At 37.2% G+C, this 22,071-nt stretch carries 28 protein-coding genes, 1 tRNA gene and 1 riboswitch; of the genes, 18 read left to right on the top strand and 11 right to left on the bottom strand.

Annotated elements, in window-relative coordinates; translation table 11 throughout:
- Positions 1-36: 36 nt before the first annotated feature.
- The 4 genes from NHE85_RS10185 (at position 37) to NHE85_RS10170 (ending at position 4,025) form a co-directional block, all read left to right on the top strand.
- Entirely contained in the window at positions 37-1,929 is a 1,893-nt protein-coding gene (locus tag NHE85_RS10185; RefSeq protein ID WP_252811918.1) for an ATP-dependent DNA helicase RecQ, read from the top strand.
- A gap of 1 nt (position 1,930) precedes the next feature.
- On the top strand, positions 1,931-2,878 hold the full coding sequence (gene fmt / locus NHE85_RS10180) for a methionyl-tRNA formyltransferase (RefSeq protein ID WP_252811917.1): 948 nt from the start codon (positions 1,931-1,933) through the stop codon (positions 2,876-2,878).
- Positions 2,879-3,067: 189 nt separating this feature from the next.
- Positions 3,068-3,346 carry an HU family DNA-binding protein gene (locus tag NHE85_RS10175; RefSeq protein WP_252811916.1) on the top strand — a complete coding sequence of 93 codons (279 nt, stop codon included), beginning with the start codon at positions 3,068-3,070 and terminating at the stop codon, positions 3,344-3,346.
- A 118-nt stretch (positions 3,347-3,464) separates the two neighbouring features.
- On the top strand, positions 3,465-4,025 hold the full coding sequence (locus tag NHE85_RS10170; protein ID WP_252811915.1) for a YqgE/AlgH family protein: 561 nt from the start codon (positions 3,465-3,467) through the stop codon (positions 4,023-4,025).
- Here NHE85_RS10170 and NHE85_RS10165 read toward each other — a convergent pair.
- Together NHE85_RS10165 and NHE85_RS10160 are read right to left on the bottom strand one after the other, a co-directional pair.
- Complete coding sequence (locus NHE85_RS10165; RefSeq protein WP_252811914.1) at positions 4,022-4,861, bottom strand: aminotransferase class IV; 840 nt, start codon at positions 4,859-4,861, stop codon at positions 4,022-4,024. The genes NHE85_RS10170 and NHE85_RS10165 overlap by 4 nt on opposite strands.
- 52 nt (positions 4,862-4,913) lie before the next feature.
- Entirely contained in the window at positions 4,914-5,306 is a 393-nt protein-coding gene (locus tag NHE85_RS10160; protein ID WP_252811913.1) for an START-like domain-containing protein, read from the bottom strand.
- A 150-nt stretch (positions 5,307-5,456) separates the two neighbouring features.
- Between NHE85_RS10160 and NHE85_RS10155 the strand changes: the two genes are divergently transcribed.
- The 4 genes from NHE85_RS10155 (at position 5,457) to NHE85_RS10140 (ending at position 8,474) form a co-directional block, all read left to right on the top strand.
- Positions 5,457-5,530: transfer RNA gene (locus NHE85_RS10155), tRNA-Met, on the top strand.
- A 298-nt stretch (positions 5,531-5,828) separates the two neighbouring features.
- The gene (locus NHE85_RS10150) at positions 5,829-6,578 is read left to right on the top strand and encodes a hypothetical protein (protein ID WP_252811912.1); all 750 of its coding nucleotides are present in this window, start codon (positions 5,829-5,831) and stop codon (positions 6,576-6,578) included.
- A 268-nt stretch (positions 6,579-6,846) separates the two neighbouring features.
- On the top strand, positions 6,847-7,422 hold the full coding sequence (locus tag NHE85_RS10145; protein ID WP_252811911.1) for a hypothetical protein: 576 nt from the start codon (positions 6,847-6,849) through the stop codon (positions 7,420-7,422).
- Positions 7,423-7,601: 179 nt separating this feature from the next.
- Positions 7,602-8,474 (top strand): alpha/beta hydrolase, encoded by an 873-nt coding sequence (locus tag NHE85_RS10140; protein WP_252811910.1) that lies wholly within the window; start codon positions 7,602-7,604, stop codon positions 8,472-8,474.
- 426 nt (positions 8,475-8,900) lie between these two features.
- Here NHE85_RS10140 and NHE85_RS10135 read toward each other — a convergent pair whose 3' ends face one another.
- Both NHE85_RS10135 and NHE85_RS10130 read right to left on the bottom strand, forming a co-directional pair.
- A complete protein-coding gene (locus tag NHE85_RS10135; RefSeq protein ID WP_374676559.1) occupies positions 8,901-10,181 on the bottom strand; it encodes a voltage-gated chloride channel family protein in 1,281 nt (426 codons plus the stop codon).
- Positions 10,182-10,213: 32 nt separating this feature from the next.
- A riboswitch (Fluoride riboswitch) is annotated at positions 10,214-10,278 on the bottom strand.
- A 128-nt stretch (positions 10,279-10,406) separates the two neighbouring features.
- Positions 10,407-10,619 (bottom strand): hypothetical protein, encoded by a 213-nt coding sequence (locus NHE85_RS10130; protein ID WP_252811908.1) that lies wholly within the window; start codon positions 10,617-10,619, stop codon positions 10,407-10,409.
- A gap of 218 nt (positions 10,620-10,837) precedes the next feature.
- On the opposite strand from NHE85_RS10130, the gene NHE85_RS10125 reads away from it, so the two are divergent.
- Complete coding sequence (locus tag NHE85_RS10125; protein WP_252811907.1) at positions 10,838-11,098, top strand: hypothetical protein; 261 nt, start codon at positions 10,838-10,840, stop codon at positions 11,096-11,098.
- Positions 11,099-11,332: 234 nt separating this feature from the next.
- Positions 11,333-11,983 carry an EcsC family protein gene (locus NHE85_RS10120; RefSeq protein ID WP_252811906.1) on the top strand — a complete coding sequence of 217 codons (651 nt, stop codon included), beginning with the start codon at positions 11,333-11,335 and terminating at the stop codon, positions 11,981-11,983.
- Positions 11,984-11,990: 7 nt separating this feature from the next.
- On the opposite strand, the gene NHE85_RS10115 is transcribed toward NHE85_RS10120, so the two are convergent.
- The gene (locus tag NHE85_RS10115) at positions 11,991-12,488 is read right to left on the bottom strand and encodes a DUF1648 domain-containing protein (protein ID WP_252811905.1); all 498 of its coding nucleotides are present in this window, start codon (positions 12,486-12,488) and stop codon (positions 11,991-11,993) included.
- Positions 12,489-12,531: 43 nt separating this feature from the next.
- Here NHE85_RS10115 and NHE85_RS10110 point away from each other — a divergent pair, with 43 nt between their 5' ends.
- Together NHE85_RS10110 and NHE85_RS10105 are read left to right on the top strand one after the other, a co-directional pair.
- Complete coding sequence (locus NHE85_RS10110; protein WP_252811904.1) at positions 12,532-12,990, top strand: NUDIX domain-containing protein; 459 nt, start codon at positions 12,532-12,534, stop codon at positions 12,988-12,990.
- Positions 12,991-13,137: 147 nt separating this feature from the next.
- A complete protein-coding gene (locus NHE85_RS10105; RefSeq protein WP_252811903.1) occupies positions 13,138-13,326 on the top strand; it encodes a hypothetical protein in 189 nt (62 codons plus the stop codon).
- 1 nt (position 13,327) lies between these two features.
- Here NHE85_RS10105 and NHE85_RS10100 read toward each other — a convergent pair whose 3' ends face one another.
- From NHE85_RS10100 to NHE85_RS10090, 3 genes are all read right to left on the bottom strand, one after another.
- Positions 13,328-13,729, bottom strand: coding sequence for a hypothetical protein (locus NHE85_RS10100; protein WP_252811902.1), 402 nt, complete (start codon positions 13,727-13,729; stop codon positions 13,328-13,330).
- Positions 13,719-13,928, bottom strand: coding sequence for a hypothetical protein (locus NHE85_RS10095; RefSeq protein ID WP_252811901.1), 210 nt, complete (start codon positions 13,926-13,928; stop codon positions 13,719-13,721). The genes NHE85_RS10100 and NHE85_RS10095 overlap by 11 nt, the downstream gene beginning before the upstream one ends.
- Before the next feature lie 106 nt (positions 13,929-14,034).
- On the bottom strand, positions 14,035-14,787 hold the full coding sequence (locus tag NHE85_RS10090; RefSeq protein WP_252811900.1) for an SDR family NAD(P)-dependent oxidoreductase: 753 nt from the start codon (positions 14,785-14,787) through the stop codon (positions 14,035-14,037).
- A 128-nt stretch (positions 14,788-14,915) separates the two neighbouring features.
- On the opposite strand from NHE85_RS10090, the gene NHE85_RS10085 reads away from it, so the two are divergent.
- The 4 genes from NHE85_RS10085 (at position 14,916) to NHE85_RS10070 (ending at position 17,001) form a co-directional block, all read left to right on the top strand.
- Complete coding sequence (locus tag NHE85_RS10085; RefSeq protein ID WP_252811899.1) at positions 14,916-15,272, top strand: helix-turn-helix domain-containing protein; 357 nt, start codon at positions 14,916-14,918, stop codon at positions 15,270-15,272.
- 70 nt (positions 15,273-15,342) lie between these two features.
- Complete coding sequence (locus tag NHE85_RS10080) at positions 15,343-15,960, top strand: hypothetical protein (RefSeq protein ID WP_252811898.1); 618 nt, start codon at positions 15,343-15,345, stop codon at positions 15,958-15,960.
- 78 nt (positions 15,961-16,038) lie between these two features.
- Positions 16,039-16,617, top strand: coding sequence for a hypothetical protein (locus NHE85_RS10075; protein ID WP_252811897.1), 579 nt, complete (start codon positions 16,039-16,041; stop codon positions 16,615-16,617).
- A 150-nt stretch (positions 16,618-16,767) separates the two neighbouring features.
- Positions 16,768-17,001 carry a hypothetical protein gene (locus NHE85_RS10070; RefSeq protein WP_252811896.1) on the top strand — a complete coding sequence of 78 codons (234 nt, stop codon included), beginning with the start codon at positions 16,768-16,770 and terminating at the stop codon, positions 16,999-17,001.
- Positions 17,002-17,082: 81 nt separating this feature from the next.
- Here the strand turns inward: NHE85_RS10070 and hisS are convergent, their stop codons facing one another.
- Positions 17,083-18,507: a histidine--tRNA ligase gene (hisS, locus tag NHE85_RS10065; protein WP_252811895.1), complete on the bottom strand. Its 1,425-nt coding sequence runs from the start codon at positions 18,505-18,507 to the stop codon at positions 17,083-17,085.
- A gap of 166 nt (positions 18,508-18,673) precedes the next feature.
- Here hisS and NHE85_RS10060 point away from each other — a divergent pair, with 166 nt between their 5' ends.
- Positions 18,674-19,918, top strand: a complete 1,245-nt coding sequence (locus NHE85_RS10060; RefSeq protein WP_252811894.1) for an ABC transporter permease — start codon at positions 18,674-18,676, stop codon at positions 19,916-19,918.
- Positions 19,919-20,024: 106 nt separating this feature from the next.
- A complete protein-coding gene (locus tag NHE85_RS10055) occupies positions 20,025-20,492 on the top strand; it encodes a hypothetical protein (RefSeq protein ID WP_252811893.1) in 468 nt (155 codons plus the stop codon).
- A gap of 107 nt (positions 20,493-20,599) precedes the next feature.
- Here the strand turns inward: NHE85_RS10055 and prmC are convergent, their stop codons facing one another.
- Positions 20,600-21,448 carry a peptide chain release factor N(5)-glutamine methyltransferase gene (gene prmC / locus NHE85_RS10050; protein ID WP_252811892.1) on the bottom strand — a complete coding sequence of 283 codons (849 nt, stop codon included), beginning with the start codon at positions 21,446-21,448 and terminating at the stop codon, positions 20,600-20,602.
- A gap of 76 nt (positions 21,449-21,524) precedes the next feature.
- Complete coding sequence (locus NHE85_RS10045) at positions 21,525-22,013, bottom strand: GNAT family N-acetyltransferase (protein WP_252811891.1); 489 nt, start codon at positions 22,011-22,013, stop codon at positions 21,525-21,527.
- Positions 22,014-22,071 lie beyond the last annotated feature (58 nt).

The raw sequence follows: 22,071 nt of genomic DNA, 5'->3' as shown, positions 1-22,071 counted from the left end.
AAATTCTTATTAACTTCGTGCTGACTTAAAATAATTATGCAGCAGGCGCTCGATATCCTTAAAAAATACTGGCAGCACGATACCTTTAGAGAACCGCAGGATAAAATTATCCAATCGGTATTTGAAGGTAAAGATACTTTTGCACTTATGCCCACCGGTGGCGGCAAATCGGTATGCTTTCAGGTTCCTGCCATGATGAAAGACGGGCTCTGCCTGGTTATCTCACCATTGGTAGCCCTTATGAAAGACCAGGTTGCCAATCTTGCCGAACGCAATATTAAAGCTATTGCCTTAACAGGAGGTATCTCTACCGATGAGCTTAGCGATTTACTGGATAATTGCATGTTTGGTAACTATAAGTTTTTATACCTTTCACCCGAAAGGCTGCAGGCCGACTGGGTTATAGAGCGTATTAAAGAACTGCCCATAAACCTTGTTGCTGTAGATGAAGCACATTGTGTGTCGCAATGGGGGCATGATTTCAGGCCTGCCTATCTGAAAATTTCGGCTTTAAAAAAACATTTGTCCCATGTGCCTTTTCTGGCATTAACCGCATCAGCAACACAAAGGGTTCAGGAGGATATTACCACTCAATTAGGATTAGATACTCCTACCCTGTTTAAAAAATCCTTCGCCCGCGAAAACCTTGCTTATATGGTGTTTGAAACTGAAGACAAACTCCACCGCATACAGCAAATACTCACCAAAAATACCGAACCATCTATAATATACGTGCGCAACCGCAAGGCATGTCACGATATGGCCGCGCAGCTTCAGGCTTTAGGCTTTAAAGCTACCTTTTACCACGGAGGACTAAAGGAAAAAGAAAAAGAAGCCAACATGGACGCGTGGATTAAAGAAAAAGCTCAGGTTATTGTTGCCACAAATGCCTTTGGTATGGGAATAGACAAGGCAAATGTAAAAACGGTAATACATATACAGCTTCCCGAAAACCTGGAGAGCTATTATCAGGAGGCAGGACGTGCTGGGCGGAATGGTCAGAAATCTTTTGGGGTTCTATTGGTGAATCCATCCGATGTAAAAGTTGGCAAACAGCAGTTTCTGGATGTACTACCCGATAAAAAATTTCTTAAAGAAGTCTATTTAAGACTCAATAGTTTTTTACAGATTGCCTATGGCGAAGGTATAGATCAAACCTATCAGTTTAACTTTAATAACTTTTGCCTGCACTATAAACTACCGGCAACAAAAACATATAATGCCCTTCAGTTTTTGGACAGGCAGGGTGTGCTAACGCTATCGCAGCAATTTACAGAAAAAGTTACCATTCAGTTTATCATTCCCAGTAAAGAGGTAATGCGCTACATGAGCCTTAATCCTGCCGATGAAGAGATGGTACTGGCTATACTGCGTAATTATACAGGTGTTTTTGATATAGAAACAGCATTAAATACCACCCTCATAACCAAAAAGGCCAAAGTTACAGAAGAGCAGCTTTTAAACCTGCTGCATCGGCTTGCAGCTAAAGAAATAATAACTTTACGAAGCAGTGGTAATGATAGTTCTATTACCTTTAATGAAGTAAGAGAAGATGAGCACACTATAAACCGTATATCTAAATTTTTAGAAACCCGGAACGAAATAAAGGCCGCGCAGTTTGAAGCAGTCATACAGTATGTTACCAACAACAATAAATGCAAAAGCAGACAGATACTGGATTACTTTGATGAGAAAGATAATGCCGACTGTGGCATCTGCTCCTACTGCATTAATAAAAACCGAAAACCGGCAAGTCCGGTGGAATCGGCAAACGCCATACTTGCATTGCTTAAAGAATCGGCACAAAGCTCTAAACAACTGGAAGAGCAGTTGGGGCTTACTCCTGATGAAACAATTTTTGCATTACAGATACTACTGGAAAATAACAGGATTACAATAAACAACAACAATTTATATATACTAAAATAAAATGGAACGCTTACGAATTGTATTTATGGGGACTCCCGAATTTGCAGTAGGGATACTAGACACTATATACCAGCATAACTACGATATTGTTGGAGTTATTACTGCTGCCGACAAACCTGCCGGCCGCGGACAACAAATAAAATATTCGGCAGTGAAAGAATATGCCCTTGAAAAAGGATTACGACTATTACAGCCCACTAACCTTAAAGACGAGGCGTTTCTTGCCGAATTAAAAAGCCTTGAAGCTAACCTACAGGTGGTAGTAGCCTTTAGGATGCTGCCTGAAGCAGTATGGAAAATGCCAAAATTTGGCACCTTTAACCTTCATGCATCATTATTACCACAGTATCGCGGTGCAGCACCTATTAACTGGGCTATTATAAACGGAGAAACCACTACGGGTGTTACTACCTTTTTTATAGATGATAAAATAGATACCGGTGCTATGATATTAAAATCGTCTTTAGAAATAGGAGAAAATGAAAATGCAGGCCAGTTGCATGACCGCCTTATGGATTTAGGTAAAGACGCTGTTATTAAAACGCTTAACCTTATAGAGAATGGCAATGCTGAGACCACCATTCAGCCTAATGATGACGATATTAAAACCGCGTACAAGCTAAATCGCGAAAATTGTAAAATAGACTGGACAAAACCTGGAGCCGAAATACATAACCTTATTCGCGGACTTAGTCCCTACCCTGCTGCATGGTGTTTTTTTAAAGATAACGGGCAGGAATGGAACGTAAAGATTTACGAAACTGAATTTATGCAGGAAGTCCATGATAAAACACCAGGCACAATAATCATAGATAAAAAAGAAATAAAAGTTGCTACACAGGATGGTTATATAAAAATAACCGCCCTTCAGTTTCCCGGTAAGAAAAAAATGACAAGTAAAGAATTACTCAACGGAATGTCATTTTCGGAGAAAGCAAAAGCAGTGTAACCCCCTGAATACAGGACTTTCACAAAATTTTAAGAAAAACAAGCATCATTGTCAACATTCAGCTAAAAGTTATTAACAATCTTGCCTAAAAATAGAGAAAACGCTTGCGTGGTATGGATTTCCTATTAAATTTGTAGGACAGGAATTGTAAAAACAATAATTTTAACCAAACAATTAATAACAATTATTATGAACAAATCAGAATTAATCGACGCAATGGCTGCTGATGCAGGAATCTCTAAAGGTGCTGCAAAAAAAGCGTTAGAATCTTTTGTTAGCAACGTAAGCGGAGCTCTTAGCAAAGGTGGAAGAGTATCATTAGTTGGTTTCGGATCTTGGTCTGTATCTAACAGGGCTGCAAGAGAAGGAAGAAATCCTCAAACTGGAAAATCTATCAGCATCGCTGCTAAAAACGTAGTAAAATTCAAGCCGGGAGCAGAACTTGACGGATCTGTAAACACTAAATAGTATTTTATTACAGAAAAAATATTGAAGCCTCCCGATGGGAGGCTTTTTTTGTAAAAAATTGTAAAACTTTTGGCAGTCAGTTTTTTTTCAATTAAATTTATTACAAATTGATAAGAATATGATTTCATTAAGACCCAAAAAAGGCCATCTGTTAATCGCAGAACCTTCCACTATCGGAGATCTTTCTTTCAACAGGTCGGTAATACTTTTAGCCGACCATAATGACGAGGGGTCTGTTGGCTTTATACTCAACAAACCATTAGGGTACACAATTCACGACTTGATTCCGGAAATCAGGGGGAATTTCAAAATTTACAATGGTGGGCCTGTTGAGCAGGACAATCTATACTTCATCCACAATATACCCGAACTTATACCGGGCAGTATAGAAATATCAAATGGTATTTATTGGGGTGGCGATTTTGAATCTACAAAAGACCTTATAAATAAAGGCCTTATAAAGAAGAACAACATCCGTTTCTTTTTAGGATATACAGGATGGGAGGCTAGCCAGCTTGATGAAGAGTTAGAGGAAAACTCCTGGATAGTAACCGAAAACAGCTATGACAATAAAATCATAGGTAAATCCAGCACCTCTTTCTGGAAAGAAAAAATTATGGAACTTGGAGGCGAATACCTTATATGGTCTAACGCTCCGGAAAACCCTACATTAAATTAACTGAATCGTATTTTTGCGTTTAGCTTTTTTAAAAGGTCTGACGCAAGAATATTTACAAATTCTTTTTTACGGTATTTGGTTATTGGCTGTATGCCTTTAATAATATTTGTTATAAACAGCTCGTCGGCTTTTTGAAGATCAAAAGGCGATATAGAGGATTCTGTTACTTCCAGTCCCTCAATTTTTTTAGCAAGCTCAAGTATTTGTTTCCTCATTATGCCATTTAAACAGCCGTCTGCTATAGGTGGTGTTACCAGTTTATTGCCGGTAAGCATAAACAAATTACCCTGAAGCGCTTCTACAACATTCTTATCATCGTTAAGAATAAGACAGTTTTCAAGTCCGTTTTCATGGGCATAGATACTTCCGGTAATCTGCACCATCCTGTTTGTGCTTTTAAGCGTAGAAAGGAGCTGTTTGGTAACGTAAAAATCACGAAAAAGATCTACTTCATAAGCAGCATCGGTAAACGAATACAAAGGCTCTGTAAGCACTGATGCCGTAACTATAAACTCAACATTATTATTTACAGGCAAATAATACCCTCCAGGCTTTCTGAATACCGACATACGCACTCTGTAAGAAGGCGCAGCAGGCAGCGTATCTACAAGCAGCATTACCTGTTCTTCCATATACTCCATGGTAAAATTCATAGGAATTTCCATCCTTACAATACGCAGGGATGCCATAAGCCTGAAATAATGATCTTCCAGGAAAAGCACTCTGCCATCAAGTACTTTTAAAGTTTCAAAAATAGAATCGCCGTAAAGAAATGCCCTGTTTTCGTGAATCGCAATATCAGATTCGGTTACAAGGGTACCGTTGAAGTTAATCATAAAAAAAGCCCTGAAAATTCAGGGCAAATATAGCTTATAATAGAAAGAATTCCTAAACGGATCCTAAAACATGCTTAAGGTCTGATATCTGGTTTTCCCAAAGTTGTTTAGATTCTGACATATCGTCTTCTTCAGCAAAATCAACCACCACAAGCGAAACGTCTTTCGTTATTTCGTCAACCTGTATGCGCAGTTCAAAATAGTATTCTCCATCTTTATTATCCTCGTCAATCCAACGGAACTTTACTTTTTCCCCGGTTTTTTTTGAGGAAATCCTTGCTTTCTCCTCACTATCATTCCAGATAAATGTAAAATACTCTCCTCTGGAATTTACGTTGTCTGCAAACCACTCCGAAAGTCCTGAAGGAGTAGATATATATTGGAACAAAAGCTGCGGCGACGATGTTATAGGGAACTCAAGTTCATATTTGATTTTTTCGTCCATTGGTGTTTAAAATTTTTGGAAATATATAATAATTAACATTCATAAAAAAGCCTTTTGAAAAATAATTTTTTTCTGCAAAATTTATTTGGAACATTTAAATAAAACCCTATATTTGCACCCGCATTGAGAGATGCAATAACAACCGAAAATGGCGAGGTAGCTCAGTCGGTTAGAGCGCAGGATTCATAACCCTGAGGTCACGGGTTCAACTCCCGTCTTCGCTACGAAAATAAAACGCTTTGAGTATCAGCTCAAAGCGTTTTTTCTTTTATAGAATATTTCAAAAATTACTACTATTCTGTCTTAGGCACGAGCGAGACGCTCGCGCCAGCAGAGGAATAGATGCAACGGCATCTTTTTGTTTATGACTTGTCAATCAGGATGATTTGTAAGAAAAAATAAATATATTTGATTATAACATAAGTGAAATAAACCTTCTGATTTTGGGTGTATATAGAAGGTTGTTTCGGGTATATACAAGTTAGTGGCAAGCTGTCCGCAGAAACCGAAAAATTGAGATAAATGGAAGAAGAAGAAAACAAATTCAATAATATAACTAAAGAAGAAACGAATAAAGCTGAATCGAAAAATTTTATTTTAAGATTTTGGGAAGACTCTGTTTTTAGTCAATTAATAGCAACGGGTATTTTAGTATCATTACCTATTATAAGTGCAATAATAGTGAAATTTTTAGATGGAAAATCTATTAGTGACTTTTTTATAAATTTTCTACAATTAGATATCAAACTTTACATTTTGATATTAATTACACTAACAATACTTTTAATCTATTTTATTTATTTAAAATTTTTCCAAAACAAAAAGAAAGGCGAAAAATACTATTTAACCAAAATGGTCGGTAATTATAGATTTGGAGACTTAAATAATATTTTATTGACAAGTTATATTGAACTTCCAAGACACATGCAATATCAAGTTGGCATGAAGGAATTAGATTTATTAACTGCTTTTAGAATATTTATTGCACAATTTAATTTTGGAATTGGTTGGAATCATCCAACTTACGAAGGAGATTTTTTACATTATAATTTAGGACCAACATTAATGTCTTTTGGACTGTGCGAAAAAATTCCATCAATTGACAATAATACTGACGGAAATATAAACTCTTATATTATTCAAACTTCTGAAAATGGTTATAAATTCTTTGCTTTGCTTGAAAGTTATGACAGAATATTTAATATGAAATCATACGAAGAAGAAATTAAAGAGAAACAAAAAATTAAAGACGAAATACTTGAAAAAAAATAAAGCCATCACCCGCTCGCGCGAGCATCTTGCTCGTGCGCACACTAATTGTCAATATCTAAAATTGTGTTTTCTCTAAATATTTCCTGCTTACCTTCTTAGACACGAGCGAGACGCTCGCGCCAGCGGGGAGGGCGAAAAGTCTTCAATTCACGTTTTGTGCTTCGGTAGAAATTTGTATTTTAGTTGAAAGTTAAGGCTTTCTTAATCCGCCACATCGCCAAGCGCACAAACGTTGTGCACTATTTTAGAACGACGCACCAAAAACAAAATGAAACGCCACCAATATAGAGATTTAACAATAGAATTAATTGACGAACCGACTTACACGCTTAACTCGATGGACAATAAATTCATTTATTCAAAACATTACTTTGGCGATGGAGCGAAAGAATATCCAACTTCCCAACACGGAATAAAAATTTATCAAAATAATCAAATCATTGACAATTGTATAATAATTGGTTCAGGGGGTGCAACAGGAATTCATAACTCTTCATCTCTACTTGACAATGAACAATTTCTTTTATGTTGTTGTGATACCATATTTTGTTTGACACTTCCAAATTTAGACCTAAAATGGAAAACAAGATCCGACCAAGCCACTTGTTTTAAAATATTTCAACACCAAGATGAGTATATTATTCACGGAGAGTTACAAGTGACAAAACTGGACAAAGACGGAAATGTAAAATGGGAGTTTGGAGGTTCGGACATTTTTGTGTCAATTGACGAAGAAGAAGAATTTAAGATTGAAAATGACGGAATTTTACTGACTGACTTTGCTAAAAACAAATATAAAATAGATTTTGATGGAAAATTAATGTGGGAAACCAGCTCACGATAAAAAACAGCAGGTAACAACTAAGTGTTTGGCAATAGCGGGAGAAAAGTCTTCAATTCACGTCTTATGCTTCGGTAGAAGTTTGTATTTTAGTTGAAAGTTAAGACTTTCTTAATCCGCATATCGCCAAGTTGTGCATAATTGTAACGAACCTCATAATAGACAAGAAACTGGTAGAAAAAATGAAGAATAATATTATACTTTTTACCTTGACTTTCTTTTCAGTTTTCGCATTTGGGCAGAAACAGAAAGTGAAACCAATAGAAACCTCAAAACCATTTGTACTCGGTGTGATTGATGAAATCCAATCAAAAGAACTTGCAGAAATAAGAGTTTTGAATATTTATCTTCCAGAAGGTTATAATCAAAATGACACAATAAAATATCCAGTAATTTATTTATTGGACGGTTCAGCAGACGAAGATTTTATACATATTGTTGGATTAGTACAATTCAATAGTTTTGAATGGATAAGCCAAGTTCCAAAATCAATTATTGTAGGTATTGCCACAGTTGACAGAAAACGAGACTATACTTTTCCGACTACAATTCAGGCAGACAAAAATACTTATCCAACAACAGGACACTCTGACAAATTCATTTCGTTTATTGAAAAGGAATTGCAACCTTATATAGAGACCAAATACAAGGCGAACAACGACAAGACTATAATCGGACAATCATTAGGTGGACTTTTTGCAACAGAAGTCCTTTTAAAAAAACCGACACTTTTCAACAAATACATTATCGTTAGCCCAAGTTTATGGTGGGACAATGGTTCGTTGTTAAATCAGAATTCAAATTTATTGAAAAAGGATTTTAATCAACAAACAGACATATACATTGGCGTTGGAAAAGAAGGACTTACACCTACTGAAATACCAAGAGTTATGGAAGTTGATGCAAATCTTCTGACTGAAAAAATTAAAGGTTCAAAAAGCAAAAAAGTGAAAGTATTCTTTGACTATTTACCTCAAGAAAATCATGCAACAATTATGCATCAAGCTGTTTCAAATTCATTTAGACTTTTATATCCAATACAAACAAAAGAATAGAAAAAACTTGATATAAAACAAAGAACCGTCTTAGGCACATGCATGACGCGCGCGTCAGCAGAGCGATAATACGCAATAATTAACTTTATATAGTTCATGAAATATATAACAATCCTATATTATTCTGTTCTTACTTTACTACTAATTCAACTTGTTGCAGTTCTTTTTGCACCAGATTATCTTTCAACAAAATTTATAATTATAAGTTCAGCGTTATTGATAAGTAGTTCTTTAATAATTAATTATAAATACAAAAAAGAAAAAGCAATTAAAGGCAACAACCTATTTAGTATTATATTTTTTATAATTGTAACTGTTTATTTTATTTATGTATTAATTAAATATTTTACACAATAAGTTTAAATATCAACGACCGCAAGAGTACATACACTAATTTATATTAGTCAGAAGATCAGTAAATTAAAACTACTTCCCTGCCAGTGTTTTGCCTTTTATCCTGCCAAAAAGAAGATGCTTAGGGCTGCCAACAATTTGCGAGCTGTATATACCCGTATGCCCCGAGAATAAATAAGCCACAGCGCAGGCAATACCTACATACATTCCGCATTCGGCACCAAAAAGTTCTATCCCCATAAGCGTACAGGCAAGCGGAGTATTGGTAGCTCCGGCAAAAACAGCCACGAAGCCCATACCCGCCATTAAAGCTATAGGTAAAGGCACAAAAAAGCAAAGGGCATTACCTAATGTTGCACCTATAAAAAATAAAGGGGTTACCTCTCCGCCCTTAAAACCCGCACCAAGCGTAAAAGCAGTAAGCAGTAGTTTTATGGCAAAATCGTAAGAAGGTAAGTCCTGGCTAAAGGCATCTACAATAGTAGGCACGCCAAGTCCTATATATTTTGTTGTACCCATAAGCCATACCAAAAGAGCTATAACCACTCCCCCAATTACGGGGCGCAACGGCGGATAACTTATTAGTTCTTTAAACTTATTACCAAAAAAATGCACCGACTTAGAGAACCATAATGCTGCCAGTCCGAATAATATTCCGGCAACAACGGTATATAAAAGGTCTATAGCCTGCATTTCGGGTACAAAAGGTATTGCGTAATGGGTGTGGGAAACATTCCACGCCAGGCAGGTATAATGCGCAATCTGAGCTACTATAATACTTGGCAGCAATGCCTCGTAGCGCATGCGCCCTACTATTAAAACTTCGAGGGCAAAAACGGCTCCTGCCAGCGGTGTACCAAATACCGAAGCAAAACCGGCACTAATACCCATTATAATGAGTATTTTTCTGTCGCGGTTTTTTAGCTTAAACCATTTGGTAAACTGGTCGGCAATGGCACCACCCATTTGTACTGCGGTTCCCTCACGTCCGGCAGATCCTCCAAAAAGATGCGTTACTAAAGTACCAAACAGTACTAAAGGTGCCATTCTGAAAGGGATTATCTTTTTAGGGCTGTGTACTTCTTCCAGCAGCATATTATTTCCCTTTACTACCGATGACCCAAAGTAATGATAGGTAAGCCCTATAATTAATCCGCCAACTGGCAAAAGTGAAATTATACACACATGACTTTCACGATAATTAGTAACCCATTGCAGCGATACCAGAAAAAATGCCGACACAGAGCCTACAAGTCCGCCTATAAGGCAGGCTATTAAAAGCCAGCGGGCAGTAAATGCCAAATAAGTAAGTTGTGGGATTGCTGATGTTAGTTTTCTGTTTTCCATATTCATGACGCTATTAAATACGCTACCTGTAGCATAAGCTATTAATAGACGTCATCAGCTTAATTTCAAGCGGTTCAGGGCAGACATCATTGCCATATAAGGGCAAATATAATAATATACCTCCTTATTGTAAAAAATTACAGCACAATTTTAATAGAAGAACCCGAAAGTAGTTGCTTTCGGGTTCTTCGTTTATATATAGGCGCTGTGAAACAGCTGTTATAGCCGGATTTATTGTGCCTCAAGAATATTTTCTTCTATTTCAACAACCTGAAACATAGATTTTATAATTAGCGCAACAAACACCGTACACATTAGCAGTACTGAAGTATGCAGCACTATTACAGCAAGGTTGTTTGCTCCTTCACTTGATACTTCATTAGAAATATTAAAGCCCGATATGGCTATAAGTATAAAATTGGGTAATAACATCAGCAGTTTCATAGTAATTGGCATTAAATTTACATACCGCAATTTCATGATTGTAAATCATAATTTTTACTAACCAAACGCTAATAAATACTTAATTTTTAAAGTGTTATATTTGCCTAACACTTTCCTCCATACAATAGTTACACTATTAGCCATATTATCCGCGTTAAAATAATTAAGTGAAGCACGTATTTGATTAAATGCAGAAAGAACCGTAACTTTAAGGATATATGAAGCTGTACGATTATAAGAAACTAAGCGAAGAACATCAGTACCAAATACTTTGGACAGAAGGTATACTTATAGATGCCTGCCTTGAAGGGCATGTAAAAAAATTACTCTACGCCATTAATAATTTTTATGTTGAATTATGGTGCCATACCATCACTAATAAAATACTATGGAAACTGAGTTTTAAACAGGGCCGCCTGCTTGAAAAATACCTTGAGAAATATCCGTTAGAGATAAACAAAAACACTAAAGAACAATAACTTACATTCCTGTAAAAATACCCACTGATAGGTATATTAACACATTTTTGAATGTTGTATTTTTACACCATTCAGAAAAAGTAATTTTTGGGAATAAAACAAGTAGGGTCGTCTATCTGAGTTGGGGGACGAAAGATAAACAGATGATCATTACATTAAGCGGACTTTTACGAGTCCGCTTTTTTATTATACCCCCTAAACCATTTAAGGAATGGTTATTGTATATTTACGTATATGGATCTCCACAAAATAATACTAAAGGTTATGCCTCCGTTTCAGGATATAGAACGAAACGTGCGCAAACTGCAGTTTGAGAACCCGGGTAAAACCCAGGCACAATTATCCCGCCTATACATCAATAAGTTAAGGAATAAATATGCATCTGTAGGGGCAGTTACGGCTTTACCCGGTATAATACCCGGTTTAGGCACAGTAGCACAGGTTGCTGTAGAAGCAGGTGCTATTTCTACCGATGTTGCGTTTATGCTCCGCTGGATGGCAGGCATTTGCTACGGCATCAGCCTTATATACGGACACGATATAAAAGACAATTTTGAAGAAGAATTCACAATGGTATTAGGACTGTGGTCTGGCGTGGTTATACCCGAAAAGGCAGCACTGGCTAAAGGCGATAAAGTATCTGTTAATCATTTTGACAAGCATATTGCCGAAAGGATCAAAAATCGTATGAACCAAAAAATTGCCCGTAAAATGGTTACCAAATATGGTTCTAAACGTGGTGGCGCAGCATTGGGTACACTTATTCCTTTTGGTATAGGTGCCATTGTAGGCGGATCGTTTAACTACATAACACTCCAACGGTTTGGCAAATACGCCAACGACTATTTTGGCGGTAACACCACCGATTATATTGTAACCGATTAATATCCTGCTACTGATTTTTAGAAAACTGTATTAAAAAGTAAAATATAGGTATAAAAACTAAACCAAAAACCATAGGTAAAAGCCATTTCCCTAAGGCTTCCGCATCTCCTGTTGCTACTTTATAGCTGGAAAATTCTATAAGTCCAAAAACAATAACAAGTGCTAATTTAAGCACACGCAACATTTTTACACCAATAGTATACTGCTTTTCTGCATTTTCGGATGTAATCTCAGACAGGTAATTGTACCAATGCGGTTTTCGCTGCAAAAACGTTAGTCCGATAAACAGGACAGTAACGATAGCCGGAGCAATAAAGGTAGATTCTTTATCGCCAAAGCCATCTGCTTTGCCGGCACCATTAAAATGCGTAGGAACAGTCTGTGGCATTTTGGTGTATAAATAACATACAAATAGCCATAACGCTACAAGAGCCGCAAAGGCAACTATTTCAAGTGCTTTGTCTGTCGGTTTAGGCTGTATTTTTAGTAGAGGACGCTGTTCCATATAAGTAAGATAATACACAAAATTAAAACTATATTTACATATTATGAAGCGAAGTGCAGGAATACTTTTATACCGAAATACAGGCGAAGAAACCGAATTCTTTCTGGTGCATCCGGGTGGACCTTTTTTTGCCAGAAAGCACGTAGGATGGTGGACAATACCCAAAGGTGAACTCCTGCCGGATGAAACACCTTTACAGTGTGCTATACGTGAATTTAACGAAGAAACAGGCTATACCCCTACGGGGCCGTTTACCGAACTGCAACCCATAACCCAAAAAGGTAGAAAAAAAGTGATGGCATGGTATGCAGAGGGCAATCTTAATGCCGATACTATAACCTGCAATACTTTTAGTATAGAATGGCCGCCAAGATCGGGTAAAATGGCAACATTCCCCGAGGTAGATAAAGCAGGCTGGTTTACATTGGCAGATGCCATAATTCTTATTAACGATAAACAGGCTGCTTTTTTAGAAGAGGTAGTGAACAGACTTAATAAGTAAATATAGCCTTTGGAATGATGGCTGAAAGCCAAAGTGGTTACTTTATAGTTATAAAAACGAATACAATGTATTGTTTATAGAATATAAATGCAGCTTTATAGCATTGCCGGTTTTATTATACCTACCTTTACGCATAAACCACTTATAATGAAAAAGTTTGCTATTAACGACGAGGTGTATGAAGCAGGGAAATTTGGACTACGTGTTGCTCTTTTTGTCTGGAAAATAAACAGAGACGCGAAAGGCTTAATTACCTATACCTGCTCTGCCATTAAAGGCAGGAATGAAGAAGAATATACCGATAAGCAAATTTACGCCCTGGCAGAGTTATTTTAGACTATTCTTCTGTATCATTAGCTATAATTGGACTCCATAGAGACCGGAATGCGCCTAAAAACAATACACAATTACAATTTACCAAAAGGTAATAGGTAAAAGGCACGTGCCTGTGTGTAAAACCGGCTCCCCAGAATAATAATAACAGGTAGAAAAAACCAGCCCCGCAAACACAAAACAGCGTGAGGTTTATAACTATGCGAATTATTCTGTTTTCGCGTAAAGCAGCAACTGTTCTTACTGCAACGGTAAACAGCAACAGCAGGCTTAGGCTTAGTAAAAAAGTATCTTCAAGAAAAAGTGAACGGGTTACGAAAAAATCGTAGTTGATTATAATTAATGCCAGTAGTGAGGTAATAATTATGGAACGATCCCAATTTGAAAATGACTTGTTAATCCTCATACCCGCAAATTGTCTTCCCTTTTTCTTTCGCTTCTTTTAGCGTTACTTTTATTATTTCACCTTTACAGTTTCGTAATCCCTGGCAATCTTTTGTAAAATGATATTTCTTTCCGCCCTTAGTATTGCACAGGTACACATCAGGATCTGCCGAAAAAGAAGTGAGTAGTACAAACGTAAATAAGAGTAATAGTTTTTTCATAAGTAAAACAAATATAGCGTTTTACAAAACACAAACAACCTATACTACTACTCTTAATAAAAAATGCTGCCTTTACAGACAGCATTTTTTTAAATTCATGAACAAGTTACAGTAAGCCACCGGCAACTGTAATTCTTTCACCTGTTACCCAACCAGCTTCATCAGATGCAAGGAAAACGGCAACCTTTGCAATATCTTCAGGTTGGCCTGTCCTTCCTAATGGAGTTTGAGCAACCATTTGTTTTTCAAGTTCCCCCCCTATTATTCCCGCAGTATGATTTCCCTCGGTATCGGTAACACCGGGTGCAAGAGTATTTATGCGTATTTTTCTATCGCCAAGTTCTTTAGCCAACACTTTTGTAAAAGTATCAACAGCCGCTTTAGCTGCACAATACACAATTAGTCCTGCCATTGGGTTTGCGCTTACTGTAGAGCTGATATTTATAATGCTGCCACCACGGTTACCAAACATTTCCGTGGCGTGCTGTGAACATAATAAATTACCTAAAACGTGCGTATTTATCTGTCTGTGAAAACTTTCTTCTGAAACTGCTTCTAAAGGTTCAAAAGCAAAAACCCCGGCATTGTTTACAAGTATATCCAGTTGTCCAAAAGTGTTTTTTGTTTCCTCAAACAGCCTTTTTACATCTGCTGCTTTTGTAACATCACAATGAACGGCAATAGCCTCGCCACCCTTTTTCGCAATTTCACTAACAACTTTTTCTGCTCCTGCTTTATCAATTGCATAATTTACTACAACTTTTGCGCCTGCTGCTGCAAATGCTTTTGCAATTCCCGCACCAATTCCTTTTGACGCTCCGGTAACTACAGCTACTTTATCTTTTAATTTTAAGTCCATTTTATTTACTTTTTAATGAACTACAAAGCTACGTTACACGTATCTTTGTGTCAAGTATGTACTTTTTTGTATGTTACCTACCAAAAAGTATGTATTGCTGATTATCAATTATTTAAATTATAATAAAAATGAAAAATAAATCAGGTATCCCTGAAAAACTGCAGCCATGCGGGGTTGATTATGCATTTAAACGTATTGGTGGGAAATATAAAGCCCGAATTTTGTGGCACCTTGGCTCAAAGAAGGTACTGCGTTACGGTGAATTGAGCAGGACACTGCCTGATATTACTACTAAAATGCTTACCCAGACTTTACGCGAACTGGAAGACGATAAATTAATAAACCGAAAAATGTATCATGAAGTACCGCCTAAAGTAGAATATTCTCTTAGCCATACCGGAGAAGAACTGATTCCGTTCATAAAGCATCTACATAATTGGGGTAACAAACAGCTAAAAAATGAAGGTTTTTCGTGTGAAGACTAATCTAAGGCAGAAACTAAAATCCAATACTCAAAACTTCCTTATCTTTACGTTTCTAAACTTACTACTACTAATGAAAAGATCATATTTACTGCTGCCATTACTATTATTACTGTTAGGATGCAGTTCTGCTCCTGCCGATAAAGCTCCGGAAAGCTTTGCAGCATCATCTGAAAAGGGACTCGCAGTAGGAACTATCACTTTTGAAAGCAAAACACCCAAAAATGATATTTACCGCTTTTTTTATGAGCCTACATCTGACGATAAGAAGTTTATTAAAAAAAATGACGGAAAAATAATGATCAAGGCACGTAATGAAAAAAATGACCGTGCTTTTACCGGAGACTTTGCTGAAGGACAATCGTATGTTTTTGTTATTGAGCGTGAACCGGGAAAGTATGCCTTTAATCAGCATACCGTTTTAAACCGTATTGGTTCTATGGGGCAGGTAAGTTTCAGTAAAAAATATGCAATTCCGTTCGAGATCAAAAAAGGAGAAATAACCTATCTTGGCGAATTGTCATACAACGACCTTTCCGAACCCGGCTCACCACGTATTGTGGTTTATGACCGTTTTGACCGCGATCTTACCGAACTGAAAAAGAAATATCCAAATATAGACTGGAAGCTTGCAACAGATAAAACTGCCAAAAAAGGCGACACTGGAGAAGGTATTATAGATTTTAGGTAATAAATTACCTAAAAATAGGGATTTTATAAAAGGTTTACGTGTGTTAATTTTATGGAATAAACATGTAAACCTTTTATTATGAAATCAATACTTAGCACCGTATGCCTTTTGGCTTTACTTACTGCCTGCTCAGGAGATTCGGACGATCCGGGAGATGTTTCCGGAAATACTGAAGTAAGCAACACCCTGCACCTTAGCTTTAAGACACCTGACTGGGACAGGTTTATTAACTGTGAACAGCTTGATCTGTTTGGCTATCCTATAAATGAAACTACCAATTATGTTTCGGCAACTTCTGCATCTACGAAAGAATCTTTTTATTTCTCTATTCCTAAAGACAGTTCAGCCATGGTAGCAGCGGGTAATTTAAAAAAATACAGCATCAGCAACTATGGGCAAAACCAAAATCCGTTTGAGTTTTCTCAAAAAGTGCCTGTTACACAGGGCAGCGAAAAGTATCTTATCAGCTCCGAAGGTTTCTCAGATACCAGTTATAATGAAGTAACCGCTATAAACTATATTGGCACCGAAGGTAATTATGCCCTGTTTAAAGTAAAGTGCCGCTATGCTATGATGGCGCACGAATTAAACAATGAAACTAACGTAAAAACTATAACAGGAACATTTCATTTTAAGGTGCGCACAACCCGTGATTAGCCATTTAGGATTTAACAGCATTTAATCAGATTTTATATATTAATTTTTAACATTAAAACTATACAAGTGTTAAAGTTAATTTTTTTAACATATTAAATAATTATTCATTCATTCTAATAGCTATTTTTATCTCACCTAAACTTAATTCACATGGAGAAAATTACTTTAGACGCAATGCGTAATTACATTATCGAACAGGAGCTAACCGACAGCGTAGCCATTTCACTTCATCCTGACAGTTTTGATGAACTGGTTCTGGAGTATTTGGATACGAACGGTAACCAGATTGAACGTCCCTTTGAAATTTTAGGGATAGAAATCCTTCAGGATAATACAGGAAGCGTGGCAAGAAGCCACATCCATACCCTGAACACGGTTCAATAAGCTCTTACAGACTTATCATCTTACTTAAAAGCAAAAACCCACGCAATTGGCGTGGGTTTTTTATATCCTAAAAATTAATTTTTATTTTAATCTTTTAATCAGTTCCTCAAGGGTCACAATTTGCTGTTCTCCAGATGAAAGATCTTTTATTTTATAAGTTCCAGCAGCTATCTCTTCCTCACCGCTAACTACCGTAAACGGAATACCGCGTTTATCGGCATGCGTAAATTGTTTGCCAATTTTAGCAGCATCAGGGTATAATTCTGCCTTAACACCCTCAGCTCTTAATGCTGCAATAGCTTTCATGGCATACAATGCCTCTTTATTACCAAAGTTTATAAATAATACCTTGGTAGCTTCGGTTACTGTTTCAGGGAAAAGGTTAAGTTCTTCCAGAACAAGGTAAATTCTGTCAAGGCCAAAAGATATACCTACCCCACTCATATTTTTAAGTCCGAAAATGCCCGTAAGGTCGTCATAACGACCACCACCACCTATAGACCCCATAGCTACCTCTTTAGGTGCTGTAACTTCAAATATGGCACCTGTATAATAGTTAAGTCCGCGGGCAAGGGTAACATCAAGATCAAGTATTGATTTTCCAAGTCCTATCTCCGATACATTATCACAAATAAAACGCAGCTCCTCTACTCCTTTCATCCCCTCTTCCGATGTAGAAAGCAGATCAGACAGTTTTGTCAGTTTCTCATTTATAGAACCTGTAAAATTAAATAACGGCTGTATTTTAACAATAGCCTCTTCGGTAATGCCTTTTTCAAGCATTTCCTTTTTAACACTGTCTTCGCCTATTTTATCAAGCTTATCAAGCGCAACAGTAAAATCAATCAGTTTGTCTTTAGCACCTATAACTTCGGCGATACCGCTAAGTATTTTTCGATTGTTTATTTTTATTACGGCTCCGTTAAGTCCAAGAGTTGTAAAAACATTATCATAAAGCTGTACCAGCTCTACCTCCTGCCACAGCGATGTAGAACCTACCACATCGGCATCGCACTGGAAGAATTCTCTGAAACGACCTTTTTGCGGGCGGTCTGCTCTCCAAACCGGCTGTATCTGGTAACGCTTAAACGGAAACTCAATATCGTTTTGGTGCTGTACTACATAACGTGCAAAAGGCACAGTAAGGTCATAACGCAGGGCTTTTTCAGATATTCTGGCAGTATATTTATTCAGCTCTACCAGTTGCTCTTTGCTAATGGTTTCTGACGAATTTACAAGCAACTCATCCAGTGATTTTGGAAGTTCTATTTTATTTTTATCAAAAAAGAAATTACCCGAATTAAGAATCTTAAAAATAAGCCTGTCGCCTTCTTCTCCATATTTACCCATAAGGGTATCTGAATTTTCAAATGATGGCGTTTCTATAGGCTGAAAACCAAAAGTCTCAAAATGATGCTTTATCGCCCCTATAATATATTGACGCTTAGCCACCTCAGCAGGTGAAAAATCTCTTGTACCTTTTGGAATTCCCGGTTTTGTTGCCATTTTTAAAATTATTTAGACTGCAAATATAAGGAGTTTCAAAGTTTCAGAGCAGCAAAGCCACTATCTTACATCCGGAAAATTATGAATACTATAAGTTCAAACTTTGCAACTTTAAATCTGAAACCTTAAACAAATTCGTTATTTTAGTGGCATCAAAAAACGAACTATGTTTAATCTGTTCAGGGAAAACACCAAAATAGCAATTGATTCGATCAGGAGCCAAATGCTGCGCACCACATTAACAGTATTTATTATTGGCCTGGGTATATTTGCCCTTGTAGGCATACTTGCTGCCGTAGCCGTGCTTGAAAGCACAATAACGGGCAACTTTGCCTCTATGGGTACCAATACATTTTCTATAAGCCGTTATGACTTTTCTAACCAGATTCGTCATAATAATGGCGAAACAAAGGTAAATCCTGTTATAAGTTATCCGCAGGCAAAAGAATTTCAGGAAAAGTACAACTACCCTACCGCTACCACATCGTTGTCGTTTACGGCAGCAAGCGGTGCAGAGGTAAAACATGAGGCCGAAAAAACCGATCCGGAAATTACCATTGTTGGTGCAGATGAATACTTTTTGCCTAACTCGGGACTGGAAACTACTCAGGGCAGGAATTTTAATAATTTCGACATCAGCAATAACAATTATGTATGTATTGTAGGCTCTGACTTTACCAAAGGTCTGCTTAAAGATGTTAACCCTATAGACAAAATTATATCTGTTCGCGGTGCCCGCTTTAAGGTTATAGGCGTGCTGAAAGAAAAAGGTTCCACCTTTGGCAACCGTCAGGATCTAAGACTTATCATTCCTATTCAGGTTGCACGCTCTCTGTTTACCGCTCCTAACATTGACTATGAAATAAAAGTTATGATAGGTAATCACGACATGCTGGGTTCGGCAGTAGATGAAGCCATAATTACCATGCGCCGTGTGCGAAAACTTAACCCTGTTGAAGATAATAACTTTGGCATGGAACGCAGTGACGAATTACTAAAACAACTTCTGTCTGAAACCGAAACGCTTAATATAGCCGCCTGGGTGATTGGTATAATCACTGTTTTCGGATCTTCTATAGCACTTATGAATATCATGCTGGTATCGGTAACCGAACGTACCCGCGAAATAGGGGTAAGAAAATCGTTAGGAGCCAAAAAAACCACTGTTGCTATGCAGTTTTTTACCGAAACACTTGTAATTAGTATTATTGGCGGATTTGTAGGTATAGTGCTCGGCGTGCTTGTAGGTGGTGTTGGCGCATCGCTTATTTTTCAAGTAGCATTCCCAATGCCTTGGATGGCTATTATTGCAGCACTCATTACCGTTATTACCGTTACTATTGTTTCAGGATTATACCCGGCAATTAAAGCAGCTTCGCTCGATCCGGTTGAAGCGTTAAGGTATGAGTAGGTTGTAAAATTTTGTCATGTCACCGCTGGCGCGAGCATCTTGCTCGTGCTTTATATTGGTACGAGCGCGACGCTCGCACCAGCGAGCGGAGTATAAATAATTTTAGATGAAAAATAAAATATTATTAATTTTCATGTTTATTTCTCATATTTCAATTTCTCAAAACAAAGATTTTAATATTATAATGGTATTAAATGACAAGCTTTTAGTCAATATTGAAGATTTAAAGATCAATGATGAGCACCAAAACACCTTTCAATCTGTAGGATATGTCCCTGGAAATTTATCTTTAAATGAGCAATTGTATTCTCAAATCATAGGTAGTCGCGAAAAATATTTTCTCACATTTACGGTTGTAGAGGATTATAAAAAAGATATTAGAAATTATTATGAAATTCAACTTGAAAACGCAATTTTTGAGCATTATGATAATAAGGCATTTTTTTGTGTAATTGAAATTTTTGATTTGAAGAAAAAAAAATATAAAAAGAAATATAAACCTTTATCGACAGATAAAAATTATAACTATAACCTTTTATTCCCATCTCATTCTATAATCAAAAGCCTAAAATGATTGAACCTAGAGAATGCATCCCGCTGGCGCAAGCGTCACGCTCGTGCTTTATATTGGTATGAGCGTGACGCTCGCACCAGCGATAGAGACCAGCAAACATACCCACATTACTGTAAACCCGCAGCTACCATCCTATCATTGCCATACATATCTTTTTTAAGCACTACGTTGGTAAAACCAAAATCTTCGAGCATTTGTACCGTTTCGGTTCCGAGGTACTGGTTGATCTCAAAGTAGAGCCTGCCATTGGGCGAAAGCTGTGCTTTTGCTAACAATGCTATTTTACGGTAAAATATAAGAGCATCGTTATCATCTACAAACAAAGCTAAATGAGGCTCATATTTTAATACGTTTTCTTTGATCTCTGCTTTTTCAAGATTACGCACATACGGCGGATTGGAAACAATCACATCATAAGTTTGGGGTAATGTTTCGGCTGCCAGTATATCTTTTAGTATAAAGTTAACCTGCGTGTTGTTATGCTGCGCGTTTCTTTTGGCTGTAGTCAAAGCCTTTTCAGAAACATCTATTGCAGATACCGCTGCATCGGTTAGGTTTTTAGCCAGCGAAATGGCAATACACCCCGTACCTGTCCCGATATCCAAAACATTAATTTGTCCTTTATGCTTGCTTTCGCCGATGATCCATTCTACAAGCTCTTCGGTTTCTGGCCTCGGGATAAGCGTGTTTTCGTTTACTTCAAATTCAAGACCATAAAAATGCGCTTTACCAAAAATGTACTGTATTGGTTTTTGCTTTTCAAGGGCATTTACTATTACATTCCATTTTTCCACTTCATCGGCAGACAACTCCGCATCCGGATTCAGGGCAAGGTCGGTTCGTTTCCAGCCTTTAAGCTCTTCAAGGGCAATAGCAAAAAAGCTCTCTGCCTCCATACTGTCGTATAGCGGTGTAAGTTTTTCTATAAAGTAGGTTCTGTATTGTTTTAGTTTCATGTTTATAAATGCAGTTGATACGGATTTAGATTTGATTATTCACCAACTTCAGACCAAAGCTTTAAACTTTATAATCTTATACCTTTAAACTCTTAATCATCCACACCGGGCACGAGTTATGACCTGTGTTACCCATTGGAGCATCAAGATATTCAAATCCGCTTTTGCGGTATAGCTTTTGGGCAGCCTCCATATAAGGCATTGTTTCAAGGTAACAGAATTTAAACCCCTCAGATCTTGCAAATTCAAGGCATTCTTCCATCATTTTTGTTCCCATACCTGTGCCTCGTGCTTCGGGTAAAAAGTACATTTTTTGCAGTTCACAAACATCTTCAGGTCCGTTTTCAAGCAGAGCAATACCGGCACCCCCTATAAGTCGGCCTTGTTTTTCTACCACAAAATAAGCTGCACCTGGTGCCGAATAGGTAGTAAACATGCAGTCCAGCGAAGCATCGGCGTATGCCGTACCCACTTTTGGCACATTGTGTTCTATCAGTACATTACGTATTAAAGCAGCAACTGCTGCATCATCCTGAGGCTGTATTTTTCTTATAATTATATCCATAAACCTATACTTGATGCAAATCTACTATTATTTAACCTTAAAAACTTTGTAACTTTGA

Source organism: Flavobacterium sp. NRK1, from assembly GCF_024054175.1.
In the GTDB taxonomy this organism is placed as follows: Bacteria; Bacteroidota; Bacteroidia; order Flavobacteriales; family Flavobacteriaceae; genus Flavobacterium.
The sequence above is the reverse complement of the archived record's forward strand: the minus strand, read 5'-3'. Positions and strand labels throughout refer to the sequence as shown.